The sequence below is a fragment of the Dyella humicola genome (genome assembly GCF_026283945.1).
GTDB classification, from domain to species: domain Bacteria; phylum Pseudomonadota; class Gammaproteobacteria; order Xanthomonadales; family Rhodanobacteraceae; genus Dyella; species Dyella humicola.
This window is the reverse complement of sequence record NZ_JAPDPC010000001.1, coordinates 1,462,404-1,485,533: the sequence shown is the minus strand read 5'-3', so window position 1 is coordinate 1,485,533 and position 23,130 is coordinate 1,462,404. Positions and strand designations below refer to the sequence as shown.

Annotated in this window: 25 protein-coding genes; 20 read left to right on the top strand and 5 right to left on the bottom strand. The window is 59.8% G+C overall.

Translation table 11 applies throughout. The features are described 5' to 3' along the window. The first annotated feature begins 839 nt into the window (after nucleotides 1–839). Nucleotides 840–1,271 carry a hypothetical protein gene (locus tag OUZ30_RS06560; protein WP_266181414.1) on the top strand — a complete coding sequence of 144 codons (432 nt, stop codon included), beginning with the start codon at nucleotides 840–842 and terminating at the stop codon, nucleotides 1,269–1,271. An 86-nt stretch (nucleotides 1,272–1,357) separates the two neighbouring features. On the opposite strand, the gene OUZ30_RS06555 is transcribed toward OUZ30_RS06560, so the two are convergent. Further along, a complete protein-coding gene (locus OUZ30_RS06555) occupies nucleotides 1,358–2,092 on the bottom strand; it encodes a Crp/Fnr family transcriptional regulator (protein ID WP_266181413.1) in 735 nt (244 codons plus the stop codon). Between the two features lie 174 nt (nucleotides 2,093–2,266). Then, nucleotides 2,267–2,713, bottom strand: coding sequence for a hypothetical protein (locus tag OUZ30_RS06550; protein ID WP_266181412.1), 447 nt, complete (start codon nucleotides 2,711–2,713; stop codon nucleotides 2,267–2,269). A 605-nt stretch (nucleotides 2,714–3,318) separates the two neighbouring features. Between OUZ30_RS06550 and OUZ30_RS06545 the strand changes: the two genes are divergently transcribed. From OUZ30_RS06545 to OUZ30_RS06510, 8 genes are all read left to right on the top strand, one after another. Next, nucleotides 3,319–3,594 (top strand): BufA1 family periplasmic bufferin-type metallophore, encoded by a 276-nt coding sequence (locus tag OUZ30_RS06545; protein ID WP_266181411.1) that lies wholly within the window; start codon nucleotides 3,319–3,321, stop codon nucleotides 3,592–3,594. Further along, complete coding sequence (locus OUZ30_RS06540; RefSeq protein ID WP_266181410.1) at nucleotides 3,591–4,058, top strand: DoxX family protein; 468 nt, start codon at nucleotides 3,591–3,593, stop codon at nucleotides 4,056–4,058. The genes OUZ30_RS06545 and OUZ30_RS06540 overlap by 4 nt, the downstream gene beginning before the upstream one ends. A gap of 64 nt (nucleotides 4,059–4,122) precedes the next feature. Next, entirely contained in the window at nucleotides 4,123–4,884 is a 762-nt protein-coding gene (locus OUZ30_RS06535; RefSeq protein WP_266181409.1) for an alpha/beta fold hydrolase, read from the top strand. A 45-nt stretch (nucleotides 4,885–4,929) separates the two neighbouring features. Beyond that, a complete protein-coding gene (gene bufA2 / locus OUZ30_RS06530) occupies nucleotides 4,930–5,196 on the top strand; it encodes a BufA2 family periplasmic bufferin-type metallophore (protein WP_266181408.1) in 267 nt (88 codons plus the stop codon). 57 nt (nucleotides 5,197–5,253) lie between these two features. Further along, nucleotides 5,254–6,099: an MNIO family bufferin maturase gene (gene bufB / locus OUZ30_RS06525; protein ID WP_266181407.1), complete on the top strand. Its 846-nt coding sequence runs from the start codon at nucleotides 5,254–5,256 to the stop codon at nucleotides 6,097–6,099. Continuing rightward, entirely contained in the window at nucleotides 6,096–6,836 is a 741-nt protein-coding gene (locus OUZ30_RS06520) for an HvfC/BufC N-terminal domain-containing protein (RefSeq protein WP_266181406.1), read from the top strand. The genes bufB and OUZ30_RS06520 overlap by 4 nt, the downstream gene beginning before the upstream one ends. Before the next feature lie 273 nt (nucleotides 6,837–7,109). After that, nucleotides 7,110–8,105 (top strand): GlxA family transcriptional regulator, encoded by a 996-nt coding sequence (locus OUZ30_RS06515; protein ID WP_266181405.1) that lies wholly within the window; start codon nucleotides 7,110–7,112, stop codon nucleotides 8,103–8,105. Between the two features lie 81 nt (nucleotides 8,106–8,186). Beyond that, nucleotides 8,187–8,969, top strand: coding sequence for an SDR family oxidoreductase (locus tag OUZ30_RS06510; RefSeq protein WP_266181404.1), 783 nt, complete (start codon nucleotides 8,187–8,189; stop codon nucleotides 8,967–8,969). A 555-nt stretch (nucleotides 8,970–9,524) separates the two neighbouring features. Here the strand turns inward: OUZ30_RS06510 and OUZ30_RS06505 are convergent. After that, nucleotides 9,525–10,181: a TetR/AcrR family transcriptional regulator gene (locus OUZ30_RS06505; RefSeq protein ID WP_266181403.1), complete on the bottom strand. Its 657-nt coding sequence runs from the start codon at nucleotides 10,179–10,181 to the stop codon at nucleotides 9,525–9,527. Between the two features lie 80 nt (nucleotides 10,182–10,261). Between OUZ30_RS06505 and OUZ30_RS06500 the strand changes: the two genes are divergently transcribed. From OUZ30_RS06500 to OUZ30_RS06485, 4 genes are all read left to right on the top strand, one after another. After that, on the top strand, nucleotides 10,262–11,152 hold the full coding sequence (locus OUZ30_RS06500) for an SDR family oxidoreductase (RefSeq protein ID WP_266181402.1): 891 nt from the start codon (nucleotides 10,262–10,264) through the stop codon (nucleotides 11,150–11,152). 81 nt (nucleotides 11,153–11,233) lie between these two features. Next, nucleotides 11,234–11,704: a hypothetical protein gene (locus OUZ30_RS06495; RefSeq protein ID WP_266181401.1), complete on the top strand. Its 471-nt coding sequence runs from the start codon at nucleotides 11,234–11,236 to the stop codon at nucleotides 11,702–11,704. A 72-nt stretch (nucleotides 11,705–11,776) separates the two neighbouring features. Beyond that, on the top strand, nucleotides 11,777–12,064 hold the full coding sequence (locus OUZ30_RS06490; RefSeq protein WP_266181399.1) for a DUF1330 domain-containing protein: 288 nt from the start codon (nucleotides 11,777–11,779) through the stop codon (nucleotides 12,062–12,064). A gap of 181 nt (nucleotides 12,065–12,245) precedes the next feature. Next, nucleotides 12,246–13,313: an alkene reductase gene (locus tag OUZ30_RS06485; RefSeq protein WP_266181398.1), complete on the top strand. Its 1,068-nt coding sequence runs from the start codon at nucleotides 12,246–12,248 to the stop codon at nucleotides 13,311–13,313. A 265-nt stretch (nucleotides 13,314–13,578) separates the two neighbouring features. On the opposite strand, the gene OUZ30_RS06480 is transcribed toward OUZ30_RS06485, so the two are convergent. Next, nucleotides 13,579–14,517: a LysR family transcriptional regulator gene (locus tag OUZ30_RS06480; protein ID WP_266181397.1), complete on the bottom strand. Its 939-nt coding sequence runs from the start codon at nucleotides 14,515–14,517 to the stop codon at nucleotides 13,579–13,581. 231 nt (nucleotides 14,518–14,748) lie between these two features. Here OUZ30_RS06480 and OUZ30_RS06475 point away from each other — a divergent pair, with 231 nt between their 5' ends. Together OUZ30_RS06475 and OUZ30_RS06470 are read left to right on the top strand one after the other, a co-directional pair. Further along, the gene (locus tag OUZ30_RS06475) at nucleotides 14,749–16,131 is read left to right on the top strand and encodes an MATE family efflux transporter (protein WP_266181395.1); all 1,383 of its coding nucleotides are present in this window, start codon (nucleotides 14,749–14,751) and stop codon (nucleotides 16,129–16,131) included. 152 nt (nucleotides 16,132–16,283) lie between these two features. Then, nucleotides 16,284–17,150, top strand: a complete 867-nt coding sequence (locus OUZ30_RS06470) for an SDR family oxidoreductase (protein WP_266181393.1) — start codon at nucleotides 16,284–16,286, stop codon at nucleotides 17,148–17,150. A 365-nt stretch (nucleotides 17,151–17,515) separates the two neighbouring features. Here OUZ30_RS06470 and OUZ30_RS06465 read toward each other — a convergent pair whose 3' ends face one another. Continuing rightward, entirely contained in the window at nucleotides 17,516–18,418 is a 903-nt protein-coding gene (locus OUZ30_RS06465; protein WP_266181392.1) for a LysR family transcriptional regulator, read from the bottom strand. Between the two features lie 124 nt (nucleotides 18,419–18,542). Between OUZ30_RS06465 and OUZ30_RS06460 the strand changes: the two genes are divergently transcribed. The 5 genes from OUZ30_RS06460 to OUZ30_RS06440 are packed head-to-tail and all read left to right on the top strand — an operon-like array spanning nucleotide 18,543 to nucleotide 22,713. After that, nucleotides 18,543–19,163 carry a cysteine hydrolase family protein gene (locus OUZ30_RS06460; RefSeq protein ID WP_266181390.1) on the top strand — a complete coding sequence of 207 codons (621 nt, stop codon included), beginning with the start codon at nucleotides 18,543–18,545 and terminating at the stop codon, nucleotides 19,161–19,163. 10 nt (nucleotides 19,164–19,173) lie between these two features. Next, nucleotides 19,174–20,517, top strand: coding sequence for an epoxide hydrolase family protein (locus OUZ30_RS06455; protein WP_266181388.1), 1,344 nt, complete (start codon nucleotides 19,174–19,176; stop codon nucleotides 20,515–20,517). Next, complete coding sequence (locus OUZ30_RS06450; RefSeq protein WP_266181387.1) at nucleotides 20,514–20,927, top strand: cupin domain-containing protein; 414 nt, start codon at nucleotides 20,514–20,516, stop codon at nucleotides 20,925–20,927. The genes OUZ30_RS06455 and OUZ30_RS06450 overlap by 4 nt, the downstream gene beginning before the upstream one ends. A 51-nt stretch (nucleotides 20,928–20,978) precedes the next feature. After that, nucleotides 20,979–21,800 carry an enoyl-CoA hydratase/isomerase family protein gene (locus OUZ30_RS06445; protein ID WP_266181385.1) on the top strand — a complete coding sequence of 274 codons (822 nt, stop codon included), beginning with the start codon at nucleotides 20,979–20,981 and terminating at the stop codon, nucleotides 21,798–21,800. 19 nt (nucleotides 21,801–21,819) lie between these two features. Beyond that, nucleotides 21,820–22,713, top strand: a complete 894-nt coding sequence (locus tag OUZ30_RS06440; RefSeq protein ID WP_266181384.1) for an alpha/beta hydrolase — start codon at nucleotides 21,820–21,822, stop codon at nucleotides 22,711–22,713. Nucleotides 22,714–23,130: the final 417 nt, after the last annotated feature.

The window sequence follows — 23,130 nt, the reverse complement described above, 5'->3', positions numbered from 1 at the left end:
GCGATCCCATGCAAGTATTTCAAACTGTCCTTGCTCTTCTACTTGGCGCAGCGTTGGTCTCGTCACTGGCCAGGCGCTTGCACATCCCTTACCCCACTGTCCTCGCCGTGGGAGGAGCGCTGGTAGCCCTGCTCCCCCACGGGCCATGTCTGGACTTTCCGCCCAGTCTCATCCTGGCCATTTTTGTTGCACCGGTGCTGATGGGGGCTGCCTTCAACACCTCCCGCGCGAGAAACGCCACTCGGACGATTCACAGGTGGCACCGATCGAACGTGTCTCCAGCCGAAAGCAGGCATGACCCAAGACACTCCCTGCACATACTCTGATTGTCAAAAGACCGGACTGGATCGAACTGGGAAAATCCAAGTAATTGTTCTATTTGGACATGCACACACTTTGCTGTCTGCGGCCAAGCAAAGTCGGTACGGACACGTGGCAAATTGCACCGACTTTGCTTTTCAAAACTGCACGCACTTTGGCGTCATGCCCAGGGGAATAGGGATGGACGGCCTCGGGGCCGTCGACCCGTGCTTTAAGCGCCGTACGCAGCACTAAGGAGCCCGGTAATCGCCGTGCGCGCCTCAGGATGAGCGATGGCAGTGCGGCATGAGCGGCTTTGTTCAGTGCGGGACAGACGTCCTTGGCACCCTTCCGAATAATGGCGTAGCGCCGTGGACATCCGTGAAACGGAACGTCGCGCCCCAGCACGCCCCCCTGGTCTTTCTCGTGCTTGGTATTCGGGCCCTTGGCCGTGGTCACGCTCGGTGGCCAGGGACCGATGTGCGGATGTCCATCACCTACGCCCACGACGCAGCCATCCCCACTTGCCTGTATCGATCATGAAACCATCCAAGACGAAGTCACGTAAGTCACGCAATCCTCTTGTGCTGGGCCTGCTGTTCGCATTGCCGCCGGCCGTCGGTTGGTCAGCGGCGGGTCATGCCCATGGGCATGTGGCATCGCGGGGCCACGGTGAATGCGCGCTTCATGTGCGCCGCGCGGTGGAGGCCGCGGGCATTGCCCTTGACCGCACCCCGATGGCCAAGGACATGGGCTCGGCCTTGCGCGCGGCCGGGTTCCATGTGGTCCAGGACGAGCCCCAACGCGGCGATGTCGTCGTGATCCAGCCTGCGCCCGGGCATCCGCAAGGTCACGCGGCGAGGTACGACGGTCACTACTGGGTATCCGACTTCCGGCAGTTGCACGGCATTTACCCCGGCCCCGACTACCGCGACGCCCTGCCGAGCTACCAGATCTACCGACACGATTGAGTGCCCACAAGGTAGCCCAATGCGCCCAGAGTGGGTGCGCCCGTCAGCTTCAATCGGTGAGTGGCGCCGAGACCACGGCGCCGTTCCTATCGATCGATCGCGATGGCCATGAGGCGCGCTTCGTCCCGAATGACTATCTTGGAATAGGCCACCTTGATGATCTCTTCCTGTTCCAGTTGCTTCAATTCCTGATTGATTTTCGTGCGCGAGCCGCCGACGTACTCGGCGAGTTGGGTCTGGGACATCTTCGGCAGCAGGTGTATCCCGTCCGCACGTGGCCGGCCTACCTGGCTACCCAGATGAAGCAGCATCCGCACCAGGCGCTGCCGAAGCGAGAGCAAGGCCGTGTCGGTCAGGGCGTCGTAGGTGTGGCGCGAGCGTTGGCATAACAACAAGGTGATGCCCGCGCTCAGCGCGGGATCCTGGCCCATCAGCGTCGTGACCAGTGGCCGACTGAGTTGCAGGATCAACGCATCGGTCAGGGCCACCGTGTCACGGCCGGCGCCCTGGCCATCCATGAAGGGCACAAGATTGAACAGCTCCCCTTGGACGGCATAACCGGTAATGTGCCGTCGACCGGAGCGCGCGGTGAAACTGACCTCCAGCACGCCGTCGATGACCAGCGTGAGTTGCTGGATGCGTTCACCACTGCGGGACAAGGTGTCGCCCCGGCGCAGCTGACGGGCAGTCGCGTGATCGAGCAAGGCCACCAAGGTCTCGGGACGCCCCGCCTCAAACCACGGCGCCTGCTCAATGACCGTGCGGATCTGTCGTTCGCGCGTCGCGCGAATCTCGCCCAGCGTGCTCGATGTCGGCTCCATCGTTGCAGCCCTTTGACGGTAGGCGTCAGCGTCGCGGCCCCGGCTTTTCCGGCTCCGACCGACGCGTATTTCCAGCATACACCGGGCCCTGTCAGCCGTCTCCCGGCATGCGTACCAGAGCCGGCGATCCCGCTTCAGTCGCGACGGACGACGCGGACAACGTGGCGGCTCCGCTTACTTCTCGTCATACCCAATGAAAAACTCGCTCGCGATCTTCCATTGGCCGTTGAGCTTGATCAGCTGCATGACTTTCCAACCCGATCCTTCGTACTGATCTCCCTGAAGCGCGGTCTGATAGTCCAGAGATACCTCAGCCAGATTACCGACCTGCTCGACCCTGATGTTGCTGAAACGCTGTTGATACCGTTTGCTGCTGACAAAGATGACTTTCCTGAAGCCCGCGTAATCCTGGAAGATCGCGAGGCCCGGATGGTCCATCGCTCCCGCGCCGCCCTTGACGTACGAAAAGGGAATGTTGAGGTCCAGGAGCTGCAACTCAAATGCTTCCCGATTGCCTGTCGAGAGGCTGGCGGTGTAGTTAGCGGAAAAATCACCACTAAAGACGGCGTAGAGATTTTCTACAAGGACTGGGGCACGGGCCAGCCAATTGTGTTTAGTCACGGCTGTCGGTCGTCTCTGTCTACTTCGAAGAGTTGGGATGCACTTACTACCCTTATTGGCCGGAAAACCTCTGGCAGCTGCGTGCATTGCGCCTTCCCATAAAGAGATGCGTTGTAGCGACGGTGTCCGCTCCACGTAGCGACCCGGCGGATCAACCGCAGGAAACGTGCAGTTTCGGCCATGATCGCCGTGCGTCGTGCGCCCCTGAAGCACAGACTCTGCGCGGTAATCATTGAACTAAGCAAGCGCGTGGCGCGCCGGTCGCCTGCGTTCGCTTGCCTATTGGCAACCCGCGATGCCAATGCCAGCGCGACCTTCCAAGCTAGATCTAATGCGTCCGTTTTCCCGGCTGATCTGCGCGGCTCGAATGGACCGTTCTACGACCTTTCAGATGGATCATGCGCGATCTAGCATGGATTAACGCAAGACGAGTGCGCTCGTTCCCACCGAGCAGGAAGCGACACAACGCTGTAAGGAGCCGGCGGCGAGATCGACTGATATGTCGAACGTAGTTGGTTCGCCGCCTGGAGGATATGCCGGCTTTGCCGTGATGATCGCGCTGGCCCCATGCGTTGTTTTATCTCCCCAAGCCCAAGGAGGCTCCCATGAAAATGTCTCACGCGACCGTCGCCGCTGCGCTCGCCATCACTCTGGCTTCGCTCATGCCAGCAGCTCACGCCGACCAGGCCGCCAAGCCCATGGAGAAGTGCTACGGTGTCGCGCTCGCCGGGAAGAACGACTGCGCGGCAGGGCCGGGCACCACGTGCGCCGGCACCGCCAAAGCGGACTACCAGGGCAATGCCTGGGTGCTCGTCGACAAAGGCACCTGCGCCAAGATCAAAACGCCCAAAGGTTATGGCTCACTCGAGGCCAAGTCATGATTGGGCGGAAATCCCTCGCACTATCTCCGCCTCCGGAAGAGGCGATCCAACCAGAAGCGATACCGCACAGGTCCGCACTCATTCCAGAATCCCTTCTGCTACTGGTCGCCCGCCTCGGGATTGCCGCGGTCTTCTTCCAGTCGGGCCGCACAAAGGTGGCGGGCTTTCTGACCATCAAGCCGTCCACGTACGATCTATTCGCCTCGGAATACCACCTGCCACTCATTCCTTCCGACTGGGCGGCACGACTGGCGACCGGCTCGGAACATCTGTTTCCGGTCCTTCTCGCGTTTGGCCTTTTCACGCGCGTGTCCGCACTGGCGTTGTTGGGCATGACGGCCGTGATCGAAGTCTTCGTCTACCCCGATGCGTGGCCCACACACCTCAGTTGGGCGGGACTGCTTCTTCCGCTCTTAGCTCGCGGTGGTGGCAAGTGGTCGTTCGACCAGCTCTTGCGCCTCTGACGGCTCCCGCGCCGCACGCGGGACCATCCCCTCCGATTTCTCAGACCACAGCAAGGATTCAACCATGCGTACCCTCATGAGTGTTGCCATCGCGCTGATGGCATCCACGGGCGCCGCCTTCGCAAACGATCCGGCGCCCTCTCCTAGCGGCATCAAAAACGTCGTTATCGTTCCTGGAGCATTTGTCGATGGCTCGGGTTGGCGTGTCGTCCATGACATCCTGATCCACAAGGGCTACCACGTGACGGTCGAGCAGCCACGCATTGAAACCCTGGCCGATGACATTGATCTCACTCGAGAACTTATCCGCCAACAGGATGGTCCGGTAGTGTTGGTTGGCCACAGCTACGGGGGCGCAGTCATCACTGTGGCCGGCAACCGCGACAAAGTTAAGGCTCTCGTCTATGTGGCTGCGGTGCAACCGAGCGAGGGCGAAAGTCTGAGCCAACTGGTCGGCTCCATGCCCTCCCCGAACAATGACATTGTCGCCACGCGTGATGGCCATCTCTTCGTCGACCCGACCAAGTTCGCCGACGACTTTGGTGGCGACCTGATCAAGAATCGCACAGATTTCCTTGCTTCATCGCAGGCGAGCGCGGCTTCGGCGGCCTTCAACGCGACGATATCCGCCGCTGCATGGCATACCAAGCCGACGTGGGCCGTGGTGACCACCGAAGACCACGCGCTGAGCCCCAACCTGCAACGTTGGATGTATCAGCGCGCCGGCTCGAAGGTCACAGAAATCAAAGCCAGCCACCTCGTTTACATCTCACAGCCCGAAGCGGTCGCGAAGGTAATCGAGGAAGCCGCCATGAGCGCGCCTTGACCGTTCACCCACCGTCCACCCCGGACATCTCCAAGGAGTACTGCCATGAAATCGCGTCCCAGTCTCGCCTCCGCTGCCGCGCTCGTCGCGCTGGCCATTGCTTCGGTCGCTCCCGTCCACGCCGATGACAAGCCCGGTGCGAAGGAAGAGCCGGTCCGTTGCTACGGCATCAACAGTTGCAAGGGTCAGAGCCTCTGCGCCACCGCCAAGAATGACTGCAAGGGCCTCAACAACTGTAAGGGTCAGGGCGTCGTCGTGAAAACAAAGAGCGGATGCCTGAAAGAAGGCGGCACGCTCACCGAACCGAAATGATGTCTTCGCGGGCCCTGCACCGCGGGCCCGCCTTTCTTCTCGACCGGAGCAAACGACATGTTCGCGCCACCCCCGACATTCGCCGGCTTTGGCCTCGGCCTGCGTAAGGAGCACTACCGAGACTTTCTCGACACCCCTGTGCCAGTGGATTTCGTAGAGGTAATCTCGGAAAACTTCATGGTAGACGGCGGCCAGCCACGCCATATCCTGCGCCAAGTGCGCGAGCGCCACCCCGTCGCCTTGCACGGGGTATCGATGTCCATCGGTTCGGCCGACGGCCTTGACCAGGGCTATCTACGCCGCTTGCGCGCACTGGTCGACGACATCGAACCACTTTTCGTCTCCGACCACGTGAGCTGGTCGCGAATAGGCAGCTTCAATTCGCATGATCTCCTCCCGCTGCCTTACACGGTTGAGGCGTTGAATATCGTGTGCCGTCATATCGATATGGCGCAGGAGGCGCTCGGCCGAGCGATGCTTCTCGAGAATCCGTCTGTCTATCTTCGTTACGACCAACAGGACATGGGGGAATGGGAATTTCTTTCGGACATGACTCGCCGCACGGGATGCGGCCTCTTGCTTGACGTGAACAACTTATACGTCACTTCGCAAAATCTCGGGCTAGACGCGGGCACCTTCATGCGTGGCCTTCCAGCGGACCGCGTCCGCCAGATCCATCTTGCAGGCCACACAAGGGTCAACGAGCTCCTCATTGACACGCATGACAATCCTGTGTGCGGAGCCGTATGGGAACTTTATCAAAATGCAGTATCGATGCTCGGACCGGTCGCCACGATGATCGAACGCGATGACGACATTCCATCGCTTGTGACACTGCTCAGCGAGCTGGATATCGCGCGCGACATTGCTCGGGACCCGCGTCAGATGCCGGAGGCGGCATGAACCTCCTATCCATACAGCAAAGGATGCGCACCTGGGTGACTCGGTCGACCAATGGCCAAGAAACCGATGCACAGAAAGCGCCGGGATACGGGGTGTACCAGAACAACTATCGAGCACAACTTGTGCGTTGCCTGGAAGCAAGTTACCCCATGCTTGACTACTGGCTCGGCCATGACGAATTCGTGCAAGCGGCCATACAGCATGTCAACAGGCACCCACCGAAGGCTTGGACACTTGACGCCTATGGTGCGGACTTCAATGCGACATTGCAGGAGCGTTACCCGCATAGCCCTGACATACAGGAATTTTCCTGGATCGAATGGTCGCTGGCTGAGTCTTTCGTCGCGCCAGATGCGGACGTCCCATCGACCCGCATACTCAGCGAACTGAATTGGGACAATGCTCGACTCTACCTCACGCCAAGCCTGCGACAGATCGAGGCCACGACCAACGCCGCCGAGTTGTGGCATGCATGGCTCGCGGGTGAATGCCTGCCGGAAAGTGAGATGCTTCCTGTAGTCGGCGGCCTGATTACCTGGCGCAAAGGCTTTGTGTGCCAACTCAGGCAGCTGGATGCGATTGAACACGCGGCCCTGCGTGTTCTCCATGACGACAACCGCTTCGTCGAACTGTGTTCCGCGCTCGTCGATCATCTTGGCGAAGACAGTGGCGTGCGGCGCTCGGGCGAATTTCTTGCCAACTGGGTGCAGTCAGGCGTTGTGCATTGCGCAATCTGAATGTTCCACGGCGAGTGAGCCCGTGCGTCGAAAGTGCCAGCTTTGGCGCGAGGCCATAGGCAGAGCGATTCCACGACTAGCCAAGGTCAGGCCAACGCAGCACTGCGTCAATTTATTTCAACTATCGATTCGATAGAAATTGTCAATGGCTCAAAAAGGCGGTTTTGCGACATTTCGGCCATTGACCCGCAGGTCTAGCATCGCGCCCGTCGAATGGAAATTCGCCTTTACTTTTCCCCGCCCGAAAACGAGCGACATCGTGGGACGATTCGCATGAGAACTGCTATCAGATCAAATAGCCCTTTCTCCGCCCTGGCGGAATCGCGCATCACGCGAACCGTGGGCTTTGTCCTTCCTGATCATTTTCAGGTCATGTGGATGGCGGCAGCGTCCGCCTTCGAACTTGCCAACGTCATTGCGGACGATTCGCTGTATGACATTCGCGCACTGTCCGAACATGGTGGACAAGTGACCAACTCAATGGGCGGCTCAATGGCAACCAATTCGCTATCCGGACAGCTACTGGACACCATGGTGGTCGTAGGAAAGATGGTTCCAGACGCGGCCAGCCCTGGCCTTCTTACGCAGATTGTTGAGGCATCAAGCCAGTCACGCCGAGTCGCTTCGGTCTGCTCCGGCGCCTTCATCCTTGGTGAGGCTGGGTTGCTCGATGGACATCGCGTGACAACGCACTGGTTCCATGCGCACAAGTTGCAGAAGCAGTTCCCCAAGGCGCGCGTGGAAGAAGATCGCATCTTCATCATTGACGGCGCTCTATCCACGTCGGCCGGCATGAGCGCAGGCGTGGATCTGGCGCTCGCGTTGATTGAGGAAGACTTTGGTGCCGATTTCGCTCGAAGGGTCGCGCAGAACCTGGTGGTCTATCATCGGCGTGCAGGCGGCCAGTCACAACACTCGACGTTGCTGGAAATGGATGCCAAGTCGGACCGCATCCAGAGTGCTCTCACATACGCACGGCGAAACCTTTCTATGCCTTTGACGGTGGAAGACCTAGCAGAGGTGGCGCACCTCAGTCCAAGACAATTCAGCCGCGCCTTTCGATCTGAGACTGGGCAGTCGCCTGCCAAAGCCGTCGAAAATCTCCGCCTTGAAGCGGCCAGGATCATGGTGGAACAAACCCGTCACACCATTGACGAAGTAGCCGCGCAGACGGGATTCATCGATCCGCAACGCATGCGCCGCGCCTTTCTTCGTGCCTTTGCCCAACCACCGCAGGTTATGCGGCGCAACGCACGCGTCGCTGCCTAGGTAGCTCGCATCAGCGCGAGGCGGCACCGCCATTCACCAACAACCACCAAACCTCCCTCAAATCAGGCCCTGGAAAATCCCATGAAAACCAACGGAAACACCATTTTCATCACCGGCGGCGCCTCTGGCATCGGGCGGGCATTGGCCGAAGCTCTGCACCAGGCAGGCAACACAGTGATCATTGCTAGCCGCCGGAAGGCGCTTCTTGAAGCCGTCGTTCAAGCCAATCCGGGCATGGTCTCCCTTGTTCTGGACGTCAGCACCGCCGATGGCATCCAGTCGGCAGCCAAGGAGGCAATCACGCGTTTTCCCGACATCAACGTGGTCATCAATAATGCCGGCATCATGCAGATCGACGACGCTGCTGCGGTGCTGGACGACGCACAGATGCTCGATATCCTGTCGACCAACCTTCTTGGTCCAATGCGCCTGACATCCGCCTTCGTCGAACACCTGAAGACCAAGAAGGATGCCGTTATCATGTACGTCACATCCGTGCTTGGCTTCGTTCCGCTGGCACCGGCGGCCGTCTACTCCGCCACAAAGGCCGCCATGCACTCTTTTGCCATGTCGCAGCGCTTCATGCTTAGAAATAGCGGCGTGCGGGTGCTCGAAATTGCGCCGCCGTGGGTTCAGACGGATCTGCTGAACAGCAATGAAGAGCCGCGCGCGATGCCGCTAAAACCCTTCATCGAAGAGACGATGGCCGTGTTGGCCACCGATGCCGATGAGATTTTGGTTGAACGGGCGAACGTACTTCGCTCCCGCCCCGGCCCTGGCGAGATGGCGTTCGTCACTGAATTCAACCGAGCGTTTCTCTCGGGAGTGTCAAGCACGGCCAATCCGACAGACGTACGCGCCTGAAAATCACCCAATGGCGCCACATGAACGACCGATGATAAGCATTTAGATTGCTCGGACACCCGTCCGAGCCCGACTGGCAGGAGCGCACTTTACCCGCGATAACGCGCGCTTATCGCACGCGAAACGTCACTCTTCGATTCACGGGCTGCGCCAATCGAACGTGTCTCCGGTCGAAAGCCGGCGTGACCCGAGACGTTCCCTGCACATACTTTGCTTGTCAAAAGACCGGACTGGAACGAACTGGTAAGACCGAAGTGATTGTTCCAATCGGACATGCACACACTTTGCCGTCAGCGGCCAAGCAAAGTCGGTACGGACACGTGGCAACTTGCACCGACTTTGCTTTTCAAAACTGCACGCACTTTGGTGTCATGCCCACTCCAAAGTTTGTAAGCAAATGACAACCTTTGGAGAACGCCTAGGAATCGAACTTTGGAGTTCGTAGTCGATACAACACCAAGGTGTGAACCGGTTAAGGTCGCAACCGTCTACGAAAGCGGGGGCCTACCGCTATCAAGCCAAGGCTTGAGCCATACAAGCAGTCAACAATGCCAGTCACCGTTCTTTACCCGCACCAGCGCCACGGACCGTTGAAGCTGCGCGCTTTCTTTGATTTTTTGACATAGAGCCCTTTTGGGGGGCGCTAGGCCAAACCGCCATGGCGACATCGATCATGCGATCGAGCATGCGCGGATCAGCACCGGCTTGCGGGGAGTTCAATACGGCCTGCAGCACCCCGAGGTAGTGCCATGCCATGGCATCGATATCGACATCTTCAGCCAACTCACCCGCCGCCACGCCTTCGCGCAGAAGGCCCTCAAAGATCTCACGCTGACGTGTCGCCCCCGCCAGTGCGGCAGCCTGCCCTTCTCCGGAAAGCGATGAAATTTCGGCACAACTGCGTCCGATCAGGCAGCCGGCGGGTCGACCGGATCCGTCTGGCAAGAACGCACGGAGCAGCGCCTTCATTCGCCCGCGAGCGGTATCTGCGTCGGCGGAGTTCATGCGCCGCAGGACTCGCTGCGTGTAGGTCGCGAGAGCCTCCTGGAACAGCCCATCTTTGTCGCGAAATCGCTGGTAGAGGCTGGAGCGCGATAAGCCCGTGGCCTCCGTCAGGTCGCTGATGGCAGCGGCGGCATAGCCGTGACGCCAGAAAACCTCAATGGCCGCAGCGATCACGGTAGCTTCATCAAATTGTGGCTTGCCGCTCATGACGCCTCCCTTGACATCCTGGACCGATCGTTCCACATTATCTTGGAACGACCATTCCATGATACATGGAGGACTTAGGCATGTCCAAGAGCATTCAACGGCTACCGCGCAGGCCGCGTATCGCCATAGCGGGCGCGACGGGGCGCGTCGGCTCGGCGCTGACCGGCCTCCTCGCTTCCGATCCGGTCGACATCGTCGTGCTGACCCGGCGGCCCGACGCGGCTCAACCGCCCAAAGACACCAACCTCGCCGCGATCAATTTCGATAAGCCGCATACGCTTCAGGAGGCACTTCGTGGTGCCGATCGGCTGTTCGTTTCGCACGGCACCTCGCCACAGCAAGTCGCCAATGAGATCGCGTTGATCGACAGCGCAGTCGCTGTTGGCGTACGCCATATCGTCAAACTATCAGCCTTGGGGCCCGCCTCCCGTCTCAATCCCTTTGCCTGGCATATGCAGATCGAAGCACACTTGGCTCAGCAGCCCGTGGCGTCGACGCTCCTACGGCCCTCGGCATTCGCCGACATTCTCAAACGAGCGGCAAGTCAAATCGCCGCCGACTCCTGGGTGGGCGCCGCCGGCGACGGACGCGTGAACTTTATCGATACGCGCGACATCGCCGACGCAGCACGCGTGGCGCTCCTCCAGGATTTCACTTTGGAGTCGCAGCGGGCTTATCACCTGACCGGGCCGCGTGCGTGGACCATGCGGCAAATTGCAGAACACCTGTCGATCCTGCTCGGCCACACGGTCACGTACAAACATCAATCGCGCGAGGAACAGCGCGCCGCGCTGTTAGCTGACGGCCTCGCGCCGCTGGTCGCCGATTTGCTGGTCGGACTGGACCAGATGTTTCGCGATTCCGCTCTTGAAGAGACTACCTCGACCGTCGAGGCGTTGACTGGCAAGCCTCCAAGAACGCTTCAACAATGGCTTGCCGAAAATATCGCGATCTTTCGAAACGAAACCTAGCAACAAGCCGGGCTGCGTCGGAAACGCGTAAGACCACGAACTTCTGATCGTCAACCATTGGCGGGGGAATAAGGAGAAGACATGTCCACGATTTACCTTCATCAGCAAACCACCTTGACGCCAGAGCAATACGTACAAGGACTCACCGATTTCGGACCGAATCGTTCGAAACTTTTTGGCAACAGCGCCGACGAGTACCTCAAGGTGCATCACCGCGGCCACACGGAAGCCGACGTGACGGAGGGTTCGGGCGGAATCTGGGAACGTCTTCACTACGACTGGTCCGATCTTAAGCGCGTCGTCCTAACGACGACCGATTCCAACGTATGGGGCGAGACATCGAGACACACCTACACCTTCACACGTCAACCAAATGGGACGACAGATATCGATGTGGTCGTCATTCGAAAGGGCAAGAACTTCAAAGGCCGAATACTCGGTTTCGTACTCGGAACCATCGGGAGGCGGGTTCTTGAGAGGGCTTTCAAAAACTCGGTCATCGCCATCGAATCGCGAAACGCCTCGGGCGAACTTACGGAGAGCACAGCCTAGTGATGCGTCGATTAACCACGTCGCACGCTGGACGTCTGCAGTGAGCAAATTGAGTTCTAAGAGGAATTCCAGATGAAAGCCTACATGGTTGCAACGTTGACTGTGCACGATGAAGCGATGTTCGCGGAGTATCGAGCGCAGGTTGGAAACGCGGCCGAGCCGTTTGGCGGTCAGTTTCTCGCTGCTGGTGGCACGGTGACAGTGCGCGATGGTCAGTGGCAGCATCCTGTCACCGTGATCGCTGAATTTCCGTCACGAGAATCGGCGGAACGCTGTTACGAATCGGCCACCTACCAAAAAATACTTGGCCTTAGGCTCAAGAGTACGAACGGCAGCCTGGTGATCGTGGACGGAATCTGACAAAACTTCTGCGCGTGATCGACGACGCCACAGTCCTCCTTGGCCGCTCGCCCCTCCCGATGCGTCGATCCCCATCAGAGGGCGGCTTCTGGCGACGTCCGGCGGCCTCCTCATCAGGCCCGCTCCAGCGGCCTCGGCGTCCGACATTCCGTTGCGACATCTAACTAAGTGGTTTCAACACATGCCCACTCTATTTGACCCCTTACAAATCGGTGACCTGGCACTGCAAAACCGCATCGTCATGGCACCCCTTACTCGCATGCGTGCATTTGATGCTCGTAGTCCTGGCGCGATGCAGGCGAAGCATTACGCCCAACGCGCCAGTGCGGGATTGATCATTACCGAGGCAACCTCCATCACGCCTCAAGGCGTCGGCTACCCCAACACCCCCGGCCTGTGGTCCGAAGAACAGGTTGCCGGTTGGCGAAACGTGACCGCCGCCGTTCATGATTCGGGGGGACTGATCGTCTCTCAGCTTTGGCACGTAGGACGCGTCTCCGATCCGTCCCACCTGGACGGAAGGCTGCCGGTAGCGCCAAGCGCGATAGCACCGGAGGGGCACGTCAGCATGCTTCGGCCTAAGCGTCCCTTTTCGATTCCGCGGGCACTTGAGGCCAATGAGATACCCACGATCGTGGATGACTTCAGGGTCGGGGCGCTCCATGCCAAGCGAGCGGGCTTCGATGGAGTTGAACTGCATGCGGCTAATGGATATCTGCTCGATCAATTTCTGCACGATGGCTCAAACAAACGCAACGATCGTTATGGCGGCTCCATTGAAAACCGAGTTCGTCTTCTTCTCGAGACGATCGACGCCCTACTGACGGTCTGGCCTGCCGGTCGGGTCGGCGTGCATCTCAACCTAATGTCGAGCGCTCACTCCATGCATGATTCCGATCCACGTGCGCTCTTCTCTTACGTGGCCGATCAGCTGAGCGTCCGCAATATTGCGTTCATCTTCGCCCGTGAGTTCCCGGACTATGGCGATAAGTCGATTGGCAAAGATGTTCGTCGCCTCTTCAAAGGCGCACTGATTGTCAATGATGGCCTTACCCGCGAACGCGCGGAAATGGCACTAGAGCGCGGGGAGGCAGATGCGGCAGCTTTCGGGCGCGCCTTCATTGCGAACCCCGATCTGGTAGAACGGTTCCGTTGCAATGCATCGCTCAATGAAGTCGACGAGGCGACGGTTTATGGCAGCGGCGAGAGCGGCTATAACGACTATCCGCAGCTGAATTCATCCATGTAACCATCGCGTCGCGGTAACAGAGCAAGTGCGCCACAGGTGGCCCAGGTAGCTCCGCGCCTTCAAACTTTGGAAGGGCTAGTTCAAGCACCGCTGTAAGGTAGCGGTAGGTCGGAAGCAGACGCTCCCAACCTGTCCTTGGCCACGCTTGCGTGTAGAGCCCAGGCTCGCGCCCCTGGCGCACGAAAGGGCTAAGACGATCACGGCTCGGAGATTCTCAGACATTTATCTCCGCGCTAGTCAGCGTGCGCCGTGCTTGCGGCTGGGATCAAGTCGAGGACGTTGAAACTCTCCGATAGCTTATAGGGGCACTCGAGGCAGCAATCGCCGCCGGCACCTGCTTCCGCAACCAGGCGTGCGCCGGGTCGGCTGCTTGGCGCGGATGCCATGCCATGACCACTGTCTCGCCGCGCGGAAGAAACGGCAGCGGCACCACCACGAGGCCGAGGCCTGGCGCCATTGCCTGCGCCAATCGCTCGCTGAGGGTGGCGACGAGGCCGCCCCCTGCGGCGACGACGGGCGCGGCGCTGGCGTGCGCCACGGTGAGCACAATGCGACGCGCCAGGCCGAGCTCGGACAGCGCGTCATCGACCACCGATGGCGCCCCGGGACGTCGCTGCACATCCACGTGCGCCTGTGCTGCGTAGCGGCGCGCGGTTGCTTGGCGTTCGGCGAACGGATGCCCGGCGCGCACGACCGCGACCTGCGCCTGACGAAATAAATCGACGACTTCAATCTCCGGGTCGCGCGGCCTGAACGTACCGATGTCGAGATCGACGCGACCGTCGCGCAGCGCACCGGCGTCTTCTTGTGCCTCGGTCACAAAGCGCAACTGCGCGCGCGGCATCTCTGCCGCCAGCACGGCGCCGAGGGCGCCGCCGAAGGCGATCGCGAAGCTATCCGGCGCGCGCACGATAAAGCTACGTTCGGTGTCCGCCAATTCTTCTCCCCGCGGCGCCTGCGCCAGTGCCGCGGCCTGCGCGATCCATCGCGCTACCGGCTCGCGCAGCGCTATTGCACGCGGCGTAGGCACCAGGCGCCGACCAGCGCGCACCAGGAGCGGGTCGCCAGTGATCTCACGAAGACGCGCGAGCGCGTGACTGGTCGCCGGCACGCTCAGGTGAAGACGCTCGGCGGCGCCGGTGACGCTACCGGCGGTCAGTAGCGCGTCGAGTGTGCGCAGCAGGTTCAGATCGTATGTTTTCATTCCATGCAATATGTGGTTCCAAACATTGCACTAGTCAAGTGGCTCCGGCGGACCCAGGATAGCCCCATCGCAGCTCCTCCCCCGATTCCACTTGTTCCACGAAACCATCCTCGTCACCGACCGCCGGCAGGGTCGGATCGACCGCGCGCGGCCGATTTCCACCGCCTAGTTTGCTCGCCGTCACGCAGCGCATTCACGCCGGCCTGCTCCTCCCCTTCATAGACAAAATTCATGTCCGCTACTCTTGCGAATCAGGTCAAGAAGATCTCTCCGTCCTCTGGCAACTTGCCGGCCAGCACTCTGCTCCACGGTCCACTGTTGCCACAATTGATCCGCCTTGCCTTGCCGACAGTCGCCGTGCTGTTCATGACGACTTTGCTCAGTGTCGCCGAGACCTATTTCGTCAGCTCACTGGGACTGAAAGCGATCGCCGCAGCATCGCTCGTGGTTCCGGTAATGTTGCTGATGACCACGGTAGCGAGTGCCGGCATCGGCGGCGGCGTATCCTCCGCCATCGCCCGCGCCATAGGCGCACGCCGTCAGGGCGAGGCGGAGAGCCTAGCCTGGCACGCCGTGGTCATCGGCGCCGTAGGAGGTGGACTGTTCTCGCTGGTGGTGCTGTTGGCCGGCCCCGCGCTGTACCGCAGTCTCGGCGGCAGCGGATCATCGCTGGACCAGGCGGTTCTCTACTCCAACATACTGTTCGGAGGTGCGATCTCGTTTTGGATGATGCTGTTGCTCCAGGCGGCGCTGCGCGGCGCCGGCAACGTCAAGGTGCCGGCTCTGACCATCATGGGCAGTGCGGTCGCTGGCCTGATTCTGTCGCCGGTGTTGATTAACGGCTGGTTGGGTGCGCCGCGCATGGGTGTGGCAGGCGCCGGCATAGCGCAGGTGCTGTGCAGCATCGCCGCGCTCGCCGTGGTGATCGTCTACATGCGTTCGCCCTCCTCGACGCTACGCCTACGCCGCTATCCGCTGCAGCGCCAGCATTTCAATGCAATTCTCGGCGTCGGATTGTTGTCGTCGATCAACGTGGTCATGTTGGCCATATCAGTCACCGCCCTGACCGCCGCGGCCGGTGCAGTGAGCGTCGCCGCCATCGCAGGTTACGGCATTGCCTCCCGCCTCGAGATGCTGCTGTCGCCGGTGATGTTCGGCTGCGGCACCGCCGCGATCACGCTGGTGGGCACGAACCTGGGGGCAGGCAACGTGGTGCGTGCCCGACGCGTCGCGATCGTGAACGTATTGTTTGTTGCCGGCGTGGTTGGCCTGGTTGGATTGTTCGTGTCGCTCTTTCCGCAAGCCTGGCTAGGTCTTTTTACCCACGACAGCGCCGTTATCGCGGTCGGCGCGCAATACCTGCATGTGGTAGCACCTTTCTATGTTGTCTTAGGCGTGATTTTCGAACTCTACTTCGCAGGTCAAGGGGCACGACGCATCCTCTGGCCGATGACTGCGAGCGTGGTGCGCTGCATATTTGCGCTGACCGCGATGGTGCTAGTCCTGCAAGGCTACGCGAGCTTGCACGCTGCTTTCGTACTGGTCGCCGTCAGCGTCATTGTGGCAGCGACCATCAGCTTGATTGGATTCCTGCGGACCCGCTGGGATCGTTAGTCACCACGGCAATGTTTTCCCGCAACGAGCGAAACCCAGTGTCTGGTTCGAGCACCCGACAGAGACATGCTCGACGACTACAAACGAGCAAAGACCCGTTTTTTGTGAGGCTTGATCAAGTGAAAGCAACGGATAAGAGGAGTCAATCAGGTATGACTGCAACCATTTTGGTGATTGGAGCCACGGGAACAACAGGCAAGGAGTTGGTCAGGCTTCTGATCAAGAATGGCCATAAAACTCGCGCCACCGTTCGCCCGACAAGCAACAAGAGCGAACTGCAAGCCTTAGGTGTCGAATTGGTTCAAGCCGATATGAACGATGTCGACTCGCTAGAAAAGGCCATGATCGGAATCCAAAAAGTGTATTTTGCAACACCGCTTGTTCCGGACATTGTGGAGCTCTCTTCTTCGATCATTCGCGCAGCGAAAGCCGCCGGCGTGAAACATCTTGTCAAGTTATCGGGCGGCGGGGCTGAAATCGACTTGGACACGCTGGCCAAGTGGCACAGGGCGATCGAAAATGAAATGGAACAGTCCGGCATTGCTTATACGTTCTTGCGCGCAAATGCCTTCATGCAGAACTTGAGCAAGTTCAGCTCACATACCATTCGTGCTCATGGGGCCTTCTATGCGACGCATGGCGAGGGTAAATCGGCTTACGTCGATGCTCGCGATATAGCCCAGGTTGCTTATCGGGTCTTGACGGAAGAAGGTCATGAGAACAAAGCGTATTACCTGTCGGGGCCAGCGGCACTTTCTGGTGCCGACATTGCGAAGATTCTTTCCTCGGTGACCGGGAAAGTAATTAAGTACGTAGATGTACCGACTGACGCTGCTCGCGCTTCTATGCAAGGAGCAGGTATGCCTGCTGAAATCGTCGAAGCCTTGTTAGAGCATTATCATGTCGTGAAGTTGGGCTACACAGCACAGGTTTCCAGTGCGGTAGAGGAAGTAACCGGACAAAAAGCAACCTCTTTTGAGACTTTCGCTCAAACGCAGAAGGAAGCGTTTGCCGGTTGAAGTACCGGCCTGAACGAGCAGCGAATCCGAGCCGAGAGCGTGACAACGCGACGAGTCGCGCCCTGCCAGGTTTGGAACAGACAGTTCTGGCGTGGAGACCTCGCTGCTAGCGCTAACGACGACACAAGCGTTACGACCACGACGGGTCTCAGCGAGGTCGGCGCTTCTCTCCATTACCGACGGCATTAGGCCTGCTTTGGGTTGCGGGTTCAGTCGGTCGTTGCAACACCCATAGCGAGGCGACGTTCGCTCTACCATCGAAACACGGGCTAATCACCCCGCCTCCGCGACCATCGATGAGAGGCCCTGGTTCGGGGAATGCGGCCGTGGGTCGAAATCGGACAGTCGGTGAATCTAGGGGTCGCCTAAGTTGCGTGACTGAGACGACTTCGAAGTCGAGGGATCGCGAAATCCAGAAAGGCTCGCAACTTGAGTGGAACTTGACGCTGCTCAGGATAGATCAGGCTTACCGGCATGGCCGGCGGATCGTGCGCCTCCAACAGTTGAACCAACGCTCCAGCCGCCACCAGCTTCTCGATCTGGTACGACAATACGCGAGCGATGCCGACGCCGGCGGTCGCGGCAACAACTGCGCCCTCGATAGAATTGACGATGATTCTTGGGGATATGGCGACTGTCTGCATGCGTCCTTCGTGGTGAAAGTCCCAATTTGTTCCCGCCGTGATGGTTTCGTATCCAACACAGTGGTGTGAAGAGAGTTCTTCCGGGGACGTTGGTTTGCCATGCTCTTTCAGGTATTCGGGGCTCGCACATAGAACGCGTTTGATCATGCCAACGCGCGTGGCGACCAAGCTGCTATCGGGTAGCACGCCGACACGTAAAGCGACATCCACGTGCTCTTCAAGCAAATTCACGATTCGATCGACGAGCTGCACCCGCATGCGAATGTCCGGGTAGGCCCGCAGAAACTCCGCAGCGACAGGGAGGCCTTGGGCCAGCCCCATTACAAGCGGGACGCTGAAGACCAACTCTCCTCGTGGGGTGTGGTACTCACCAATGGCCGTGCGTTCTGCTTCGGCCAAGTCCTCCATGATGCGGCGACATGAGGCAACGTACGAGCGCCCTGCTTCCGTTAGCGTGAGGCTTCGATGACCCCGCAAGAGCAGTCGCACCTTCAATTGCTCTTCGAGATCGGCGACCCGCCGACTGACGGTTGGCAATGGAATCCGTAACTGTCGGCTTGCCGCTGAGAGGCTTCCTGCGTCGACCGCGGCCAAGAGAGTGGTTATGCCGTCGAATCGGTCCATTGCCTCTCACCTCACGAAAGGGCTCCTCCCGAAAGTAATGGCTACTGCGTGAATTTGGTAGCTACTAGCGTGTGCTCCGTACCCGGCACCTGGATGACCAGGCGGGTTTTGACCGGAGCCCCCAATGCCACACCTCACCTACCCCTCAAATCGAACGGCCTATCTGCTGGTCGACCCATACAACGACTTTCTATCCCACGGCGGAAAGGTCTGGCCGCGCCTTGAGCCGGTCGCCAACGACATTAACCTCCTTGAACACCTGGTGGCCTTAGACCGCGCCATGCGGGCACATGGAATCCCGATCTTTTTCGTGCCCCACCGCCGCTGGGAGGCGGGCGACTACGAAGATTGGGCTCACCCGACACCCAGTCAACGCTCCGTGATGCGCGGACATCACTTTGCGCGCGGGGAATGGGGCGGCGACTGGTATCCAGAACTCGCGCCGAAGGAAGGCGACGTCGTAGTAGCCGAGCATTGGGGTTCCAGCGGGTTCGCCAACACCGACCTCGACCTTCGCCTCAAACAGCGTGGGATCACACACGTCATTTTCGCGGGTCTGCTGGCCAACACATGCATCGAATGCTCCGCTCGATTCGCTTCTGAGCTCGGCTACCACGTCACGCTGGTGCGTGATGCCACCGCCGCGCTATCTCCCGAACTTATGCACGCGGCGCACGAACTGAATGGCCCGACGTACGCACACGCCATTCTCACCACCGAGCAACTCATCGCGTCACTCCCCTGAGGAAACCACTATGAAACTGAAGTACGCGGCTACTGCCATCGCCCTGGCACTGTCGTTCTCAACCGTCACAAGCGCCGCGCGCGGTGGTAATGACGACGCCTCATCCACGTCCCCGGTGGCCGCTGGTTCGCATACCGTCGCCGAGGCCATTCGCCCCTTCCGCATGCACGTCTCGGCCGAGCAGCTCGCAGACCTTCGCAAACGCCTGGAGGAGACCCGCTGGCCGGATAAGGAAACGGTCAGCGATCGTTCCCAGGGGGCGCAGCTCGAAAAGCTCCAGGCACTCGTTAAGTACTGGGGGACGAACTACGACTGGCGCAAGGCGGAAGCTCGTCTCAATGCGCTACCGCAGTTCGTAACAAACATCGATGGCGTGGATATCCACTTCATCTGGGTGCGCTCCAAGAGCCCGAAGGCACTTCCGTTGCTCATCACGCATGGTTGGCCAGGCTCAGTGTTTGAGTTTACGAAGGTCATCGGACCGTTGACGGACCCGACGGCTTTCGGTGGCAAAGATGCGGACGCGTTCGACCTGGTGATTCCGTCCATTCCCGGCTATGGACTGTCGGGCAAGCCGACCGACACGGGTTGGGGTCCGGAACGCATCGCGCATGTGTGGGCAGAGCTGATGAGCCGCCTTGGCTATAGCCGCTACGTTGCCCAGGGCGGAGACTGGGGCGCCTTGATTACGACCGCCATGGCGCGTGAGGCACCCAAGGGTCTTCTGGGCATCCATCTCAACCTGCCCGCGTCGATTCCGCCAGAAGTGGCTGCTGCCCTGGCCACCGGTGGACCTGCGCCCGCTGGCCTTTCCGATAAGGAGCGCGCCACGTTTGACGCAGTCGCGGCTTACAGCAAGCAGGGCGCCACGTCATACATCACCATGCTGGGAACTCGTCCTCAAACGATCGGTTACGGCGTTACGGATTCCCCCGCTTTCATGGCCGCCTTCATGCTCGGGCATCCCGGCTTCGTGCATTGGGACTATGGCAATGACCCCAAGCAGACTCCATCCAAGGATGAGGTCCTGGACGATTTCACGCTCTATTGGTTGACGGATAGTGCTGCGTCAGCGGGTCGGCTTTATTGGGAAAACAAGGGCCGCAGCCCACTGTTCTCAGCCGCACAGAAGACAACCGAGATCACATTGCCAGTGGCAGTCAGCGTGTTCCAGGAGGACGCCTATCGCCCACCGGAATCGTGGACCCGGCGCGCCTACCCGCATTTGATCTACTTCCATGAGGCCGAAAAGGGCGGCCACTTCGCGGCATGGGAGCAACCGCAGCTGTTTGCCAAAGAAGTTCGCGCCGGCTTCCGCCCTCTTCGTGAGCAAGTGAGCGAGAAGCAACCATGAGCGCTGTTCGAAACACGGCGATCCTATGGGTGCTTGCGTGCGCCGCCGCCATTCAATCCGCGCATGCACAGCCGGTAGGTGTTCAACGGACCGATCTGCAGCGCCACGACCTTAGCCTCCCTGGATGGGAAACGGTGCAAGCTCGTGTCGACATCGATCCCGGCAAGGTTGCGCCCAGCCACCGGCACCCCGGCGAAGAGATCATCTACGTGCTCGAGGGTACGCTGGAGTATCGGCTTCAAGGACAGCCACCCAGGACGCTCGGTCAGGGCGATGTGCTGTTCGTGCCGGCAGGCGTCATCCACAGTGCAAAGAATATTGGATCGCGCAACGCAGCGGAGCTCGGCACCTATGTGGTGCCTAAGGGCAAGCCCCTCGTAGAAGTCGTTGCTGATGGCGCTAGCCCTTAGCCGCGCACAGCGCGACCCGCCAACCATTACTCCACCTTAGCGAGGCATCCCATGCAGTTTGAAACACTCACCGTGCGCGGTGAAGGGGCGGTTTTGTTCGTGAGAATCGCCGCACCCCCGATGAACCTGTTAGGTCCGGCACTGGTCCGTGACCTGGTTTCGCTCATCAGGAAAGCAGAGGCCAACAGCGCCTACAAAGTGATCGTGTTCAAGAGCGACGACCCGGACTACTTCATTTCGCACGTCGATGTCATGCGCGTTAAGGAGTACCGAGAAGAGGCGGCGAAGCTCACCGGGGAAGCCTCTATCGCACTTCTCTTTCGCCACCTCAGCGCCAGTCGGCTTGTCACGATCGCTCAAATTGATGGACGCGTTCGCGGTGCCGGAAGTGAATTCATACTCGCCTGCGACATGCGTTTTGCCGCGCACGAGTCGGCGATCTTTAGCCAGATGGAGGCTGCCTTTGGCCTCATTCCCGGCGGCGGTGGCGCCCAGCATCTCACCCGGCTCTTGGGGCGCGCGCGCGCCTTGGAGGTGATGCTTAGCGCGGAAGATTACGACGCTGATACCGCTGAAAGGTACGGATGGATCAATCGTGCGCTGCCGATAGAACTCCTCGACGATTTTGTCCGTGTATTGGCCAAACGTATCGCAAGCTTTCCCGCGACCGGGCACGCCGTTGTCAAAGAGCGCGTGAATGCCATTGCCCTCGCTCCTGTTGAGGACTTCCGACACGACTCTGACCTGTTCGCCGAGGGTGTCCGCACTCCCGAAGCTATCGGCCGAATCCAGGCCGCCATTCACAGCGGATTCCAAACGCGATTTGCGGAACTCGAGCTGGCCGATCTCCTAGGCCAGCTGCCTAACAAGTAATCCAAATGAGGGCTATGCCATGTTCCGTAAAGAAGAAGTCCGCTTTCCCGCCGAGGGAGGCATTGAACTGTCAGCTTGGCTTTTTGTTCCAGGGAACCGTATTGGTTCGCTGCCCGCCGTCACCATGGCTCATGGCTACGGTGGAACGAAATACCACGGTATCGAGCCGATGGCGGAAGCTCTCGCAGACGCCGGCTTCGTCGTACTTCTCCATGACCATCGTGGTTTTGGTGACAGCGGCGGCGTGCCGAGGCAGGACATCAACCCATGGGTGCAGATTACGGATTGGCGTCGCGCCATTTCCTATCTGCAAGACCGGCCTGAAGTGGACGAGAACCGCGTGGGTCTCTGGGGTACGAGCTTCGCTGGAGGCCATGCCATCGTCCTCGGCGCGACCGATCGACGCTTGAAGGCGGTGGTCTCCCAGGTTCCCACCATCGACGGTTACGCCGCTGGTCTCCGTCGCGTAACGCCCGACGCAGTCGCCGATCTGGAGGCTAAATTCGCAGCCGATGAACGCGCTCAGCTGCGGGGCGAGCCGCCCGCCACCCAACTGATCGTCAGCGAAGACCTCACCAAGCTTGCGTCGTACAAGGCAGCCGACGTTGTGAGCTTCTATCTCCGTCCCGTACCGGAGGGAGTGTGGGAGAACAAAGTCACCGTGCGCTCCACGCGGTGGGCGCGTATGTACTCCCCAGGCGACTTCGTCGATCGAGTATCCCCGACGCCGCTACTCATGCTCGTGGCCGAGCACGACCATACGGCTGCAACGGATCTTGCCCTCAAGGCTTACCAACGCGCACTCGAACCGAAACGGCTGGTCATCACTAAGGGCGGTCACTTTGACCCCTACCTGGGTGAATTCGACACTGCATCTCGCGAGGCCATTGACTGGTTCAAGGCCCACCTCTGACCTGTCAGGAGATCCCACCATGTCTCTCGGTCCTCTCAAGTTTAACGAGCGTTGGCCATGGCGAGTCGCGCAGGACCAAAGAACCAACGAATCACAAGCTGAAAGCGCCGCGAACGCGGCGCCTCAGCCTTCAGTGGCTTCGAGGCCATGTGCGCTGAGCGACATTGATGTTCTCAATATCGCTCGGTTAATCGACCCAGACCCCGCATGTGTGGCCGCCTGGTATCGCAGCGACCCAATCCTGACGTTGGGCGGGCTTACTGCATGGCAGCTCGTCAGGGCGGGGCATATTGGTGCGTTGGTCGATTTTCTTCGCGCCATCCAACTTGAGGTGGATGGGTAGCTGGTCGAGATGGGCAAAGTCTGTGAATTTCAACGCGCCACGCGCCAGAAAATGAGGATTCGTATCCGCGCTAC

Coding starts and splice junctions, on each gene's coding strand:
- OUZ30_RS06560 (WP_266181414.1), top strand. CDS start 840: ATGAAACCATCCAAGACGAAGTCACGTAAGTCACGCAATCCTCTTGTG.
- OUZ30_RS06555 (WP_266181413.1), bottom strand. CDS start 2,092: ATGGAGCCGACATCGAGCACGCTGGGCGAGATTCGCGCGACGCGCGAA.
- OUZ30_RS06545 (WP_266181411.1), top strand. CDS start 3,319: ATGAAAATGTCTCACGCGACCGTCGCCGCTGCGCTCGCCATCACTCTG.
- OUZ30_RS06540 (WP_266181410.1), top strand. CDS start 3,591: ATGATTGGGCGGAAATCCCTCGCACTATCTCCGCCTCCGGAAGAGGCG.
- OUZ30_RS06535 (WP_266181409.1), top strand. CDS start 4,123: ATGCGTACCCTCATGAGTGTTGCCATCGCGCTGATGGCATCCACGGGC.
- bufA2 (WP_266181408.1), top strand. CDS start 4,930: ATGAAATCGCGTCCCAGTCTCGCCTCCGCTGCCGCGCTCGTCGCGCTG.
- bufB (WP_266181407.1), top strand. CDS start 5,254: ATGTTCGCGCCACCCCCGACATTCGCCGGCTTTGGCCTCGGCCTGCGT.
- OUZ30_RS06520 (WP_266181406.1), top strand. CDS start 6,096: ATGAACCTCCTATCCATACAGCAAAGGATGCGCACCTGGGTGACTCGG.
- OUZ30_RS06515 (WP_266181405.1), top strand. CDS start 7,110: ATGAGAACTGCTATCAGATCAAATAGCCCTTTCTCCGCCCTGGCGGAA.
- OUZ30_RS06510 (WP_266181404.1), top strand. CDS start 8,187: ATGAAAACCAACGGAAACACCATTTTCATCACCGGCGGCGCCTCTGGC.
- OUZ30_RS06505 (WP_266181403.1), bottom strand. CDS start 10,181: ATGAGCGGCAAGCCACAATTTGATGAAGCTACCGTGATCGCTGCGGCC.
- OUZ30_RS06500 (WP_266181402.1), top strand. CDS start 10,262: ATGTCCAAGAGCATTCAACGGCTACCGCGCAGGCCGCGTATCGCCATA.
- OUZ30_RS06495 (WP_266181401.1), top strand. CDS start 11,234: ATGTCCACGATTTACCTTCATCAGCAAACCACCTTGACGCCAGAGCAA.
- OUZ30_RS06490 (WP_266181399.1), top strand. CDS start 11,777: ATGAAAGCCTACATGGTTGCAACGTTGACTGTGCACGATGAAGCGATG.
- OUZ30_RS06485 (WP_266181398.1), top strand. CDS start 12,246: ATGCCCACTCTATTTGACCCCTTACAAATCGGTGACCTGGCACTGCAA.
- OUZ30_RS06480 (WP_266181397.1), bottom strand. CDS start 14,517: ATGAAAACATACGATCTGAACCTGCTGCGCACACTCGACGCGCTACTG.
- OUZ30_RS06475 (WP_266181395.1), top strand. CDS start 14,749: ATGTCCGCTACTCTTGCGAATCAGGTCAAGAAGATCTCTCCGTCCTCT.
- OUZ30_RS06470 (WP_266181393.1), top strand. CDS start 16,284: ATGACTGCAACCATTTTGGTGATTGGAGCCACGGGAACAACAGGCAAG.
- OUZ30_RS06465 (WP_266181392.1), bottom strand. CDS start 18,418: ATGGACCGATTCGACGGCATAACCACTCTCTTGGCCGCGGTCGACGCA.
- OUZ30_RS06460 (WP_266181390.1), top strand. CDS start 18,543: ATGCCACACCTCACCTACCCCTCAAATCGAACGGCCTATCTGCTGGTC.
- OUZ30_RS06455 (WP_266181388.1), top strand. CDS start 19,174: ATGAAACTGAAGTACGCGGCTACTGCCATCGCCCTGGCACTGTCGTTC.
- OUZ30_RS06450 (WP_266181387.1), top strand. CDS start 20,514: ATGAGCGCTGTTCGAAACACGGCGATCCTATGGGTGCTTGCGTGCGCC.
- OUZ30_RS06445 (WP_266181385.1), top strand. CDS start 20,979: ATGCAGTTTGAAACACTCACCGTGCGCGGTGAAGGGGCGGTTTTGTTC.
- OUZ30_RS06440 (WP_266181384.1), top strand. CDS start 21,820: ATGTTCCGTAAAGAAGAAGTCCGCTTTCCCGCCGAGGGAGGCATTGAA.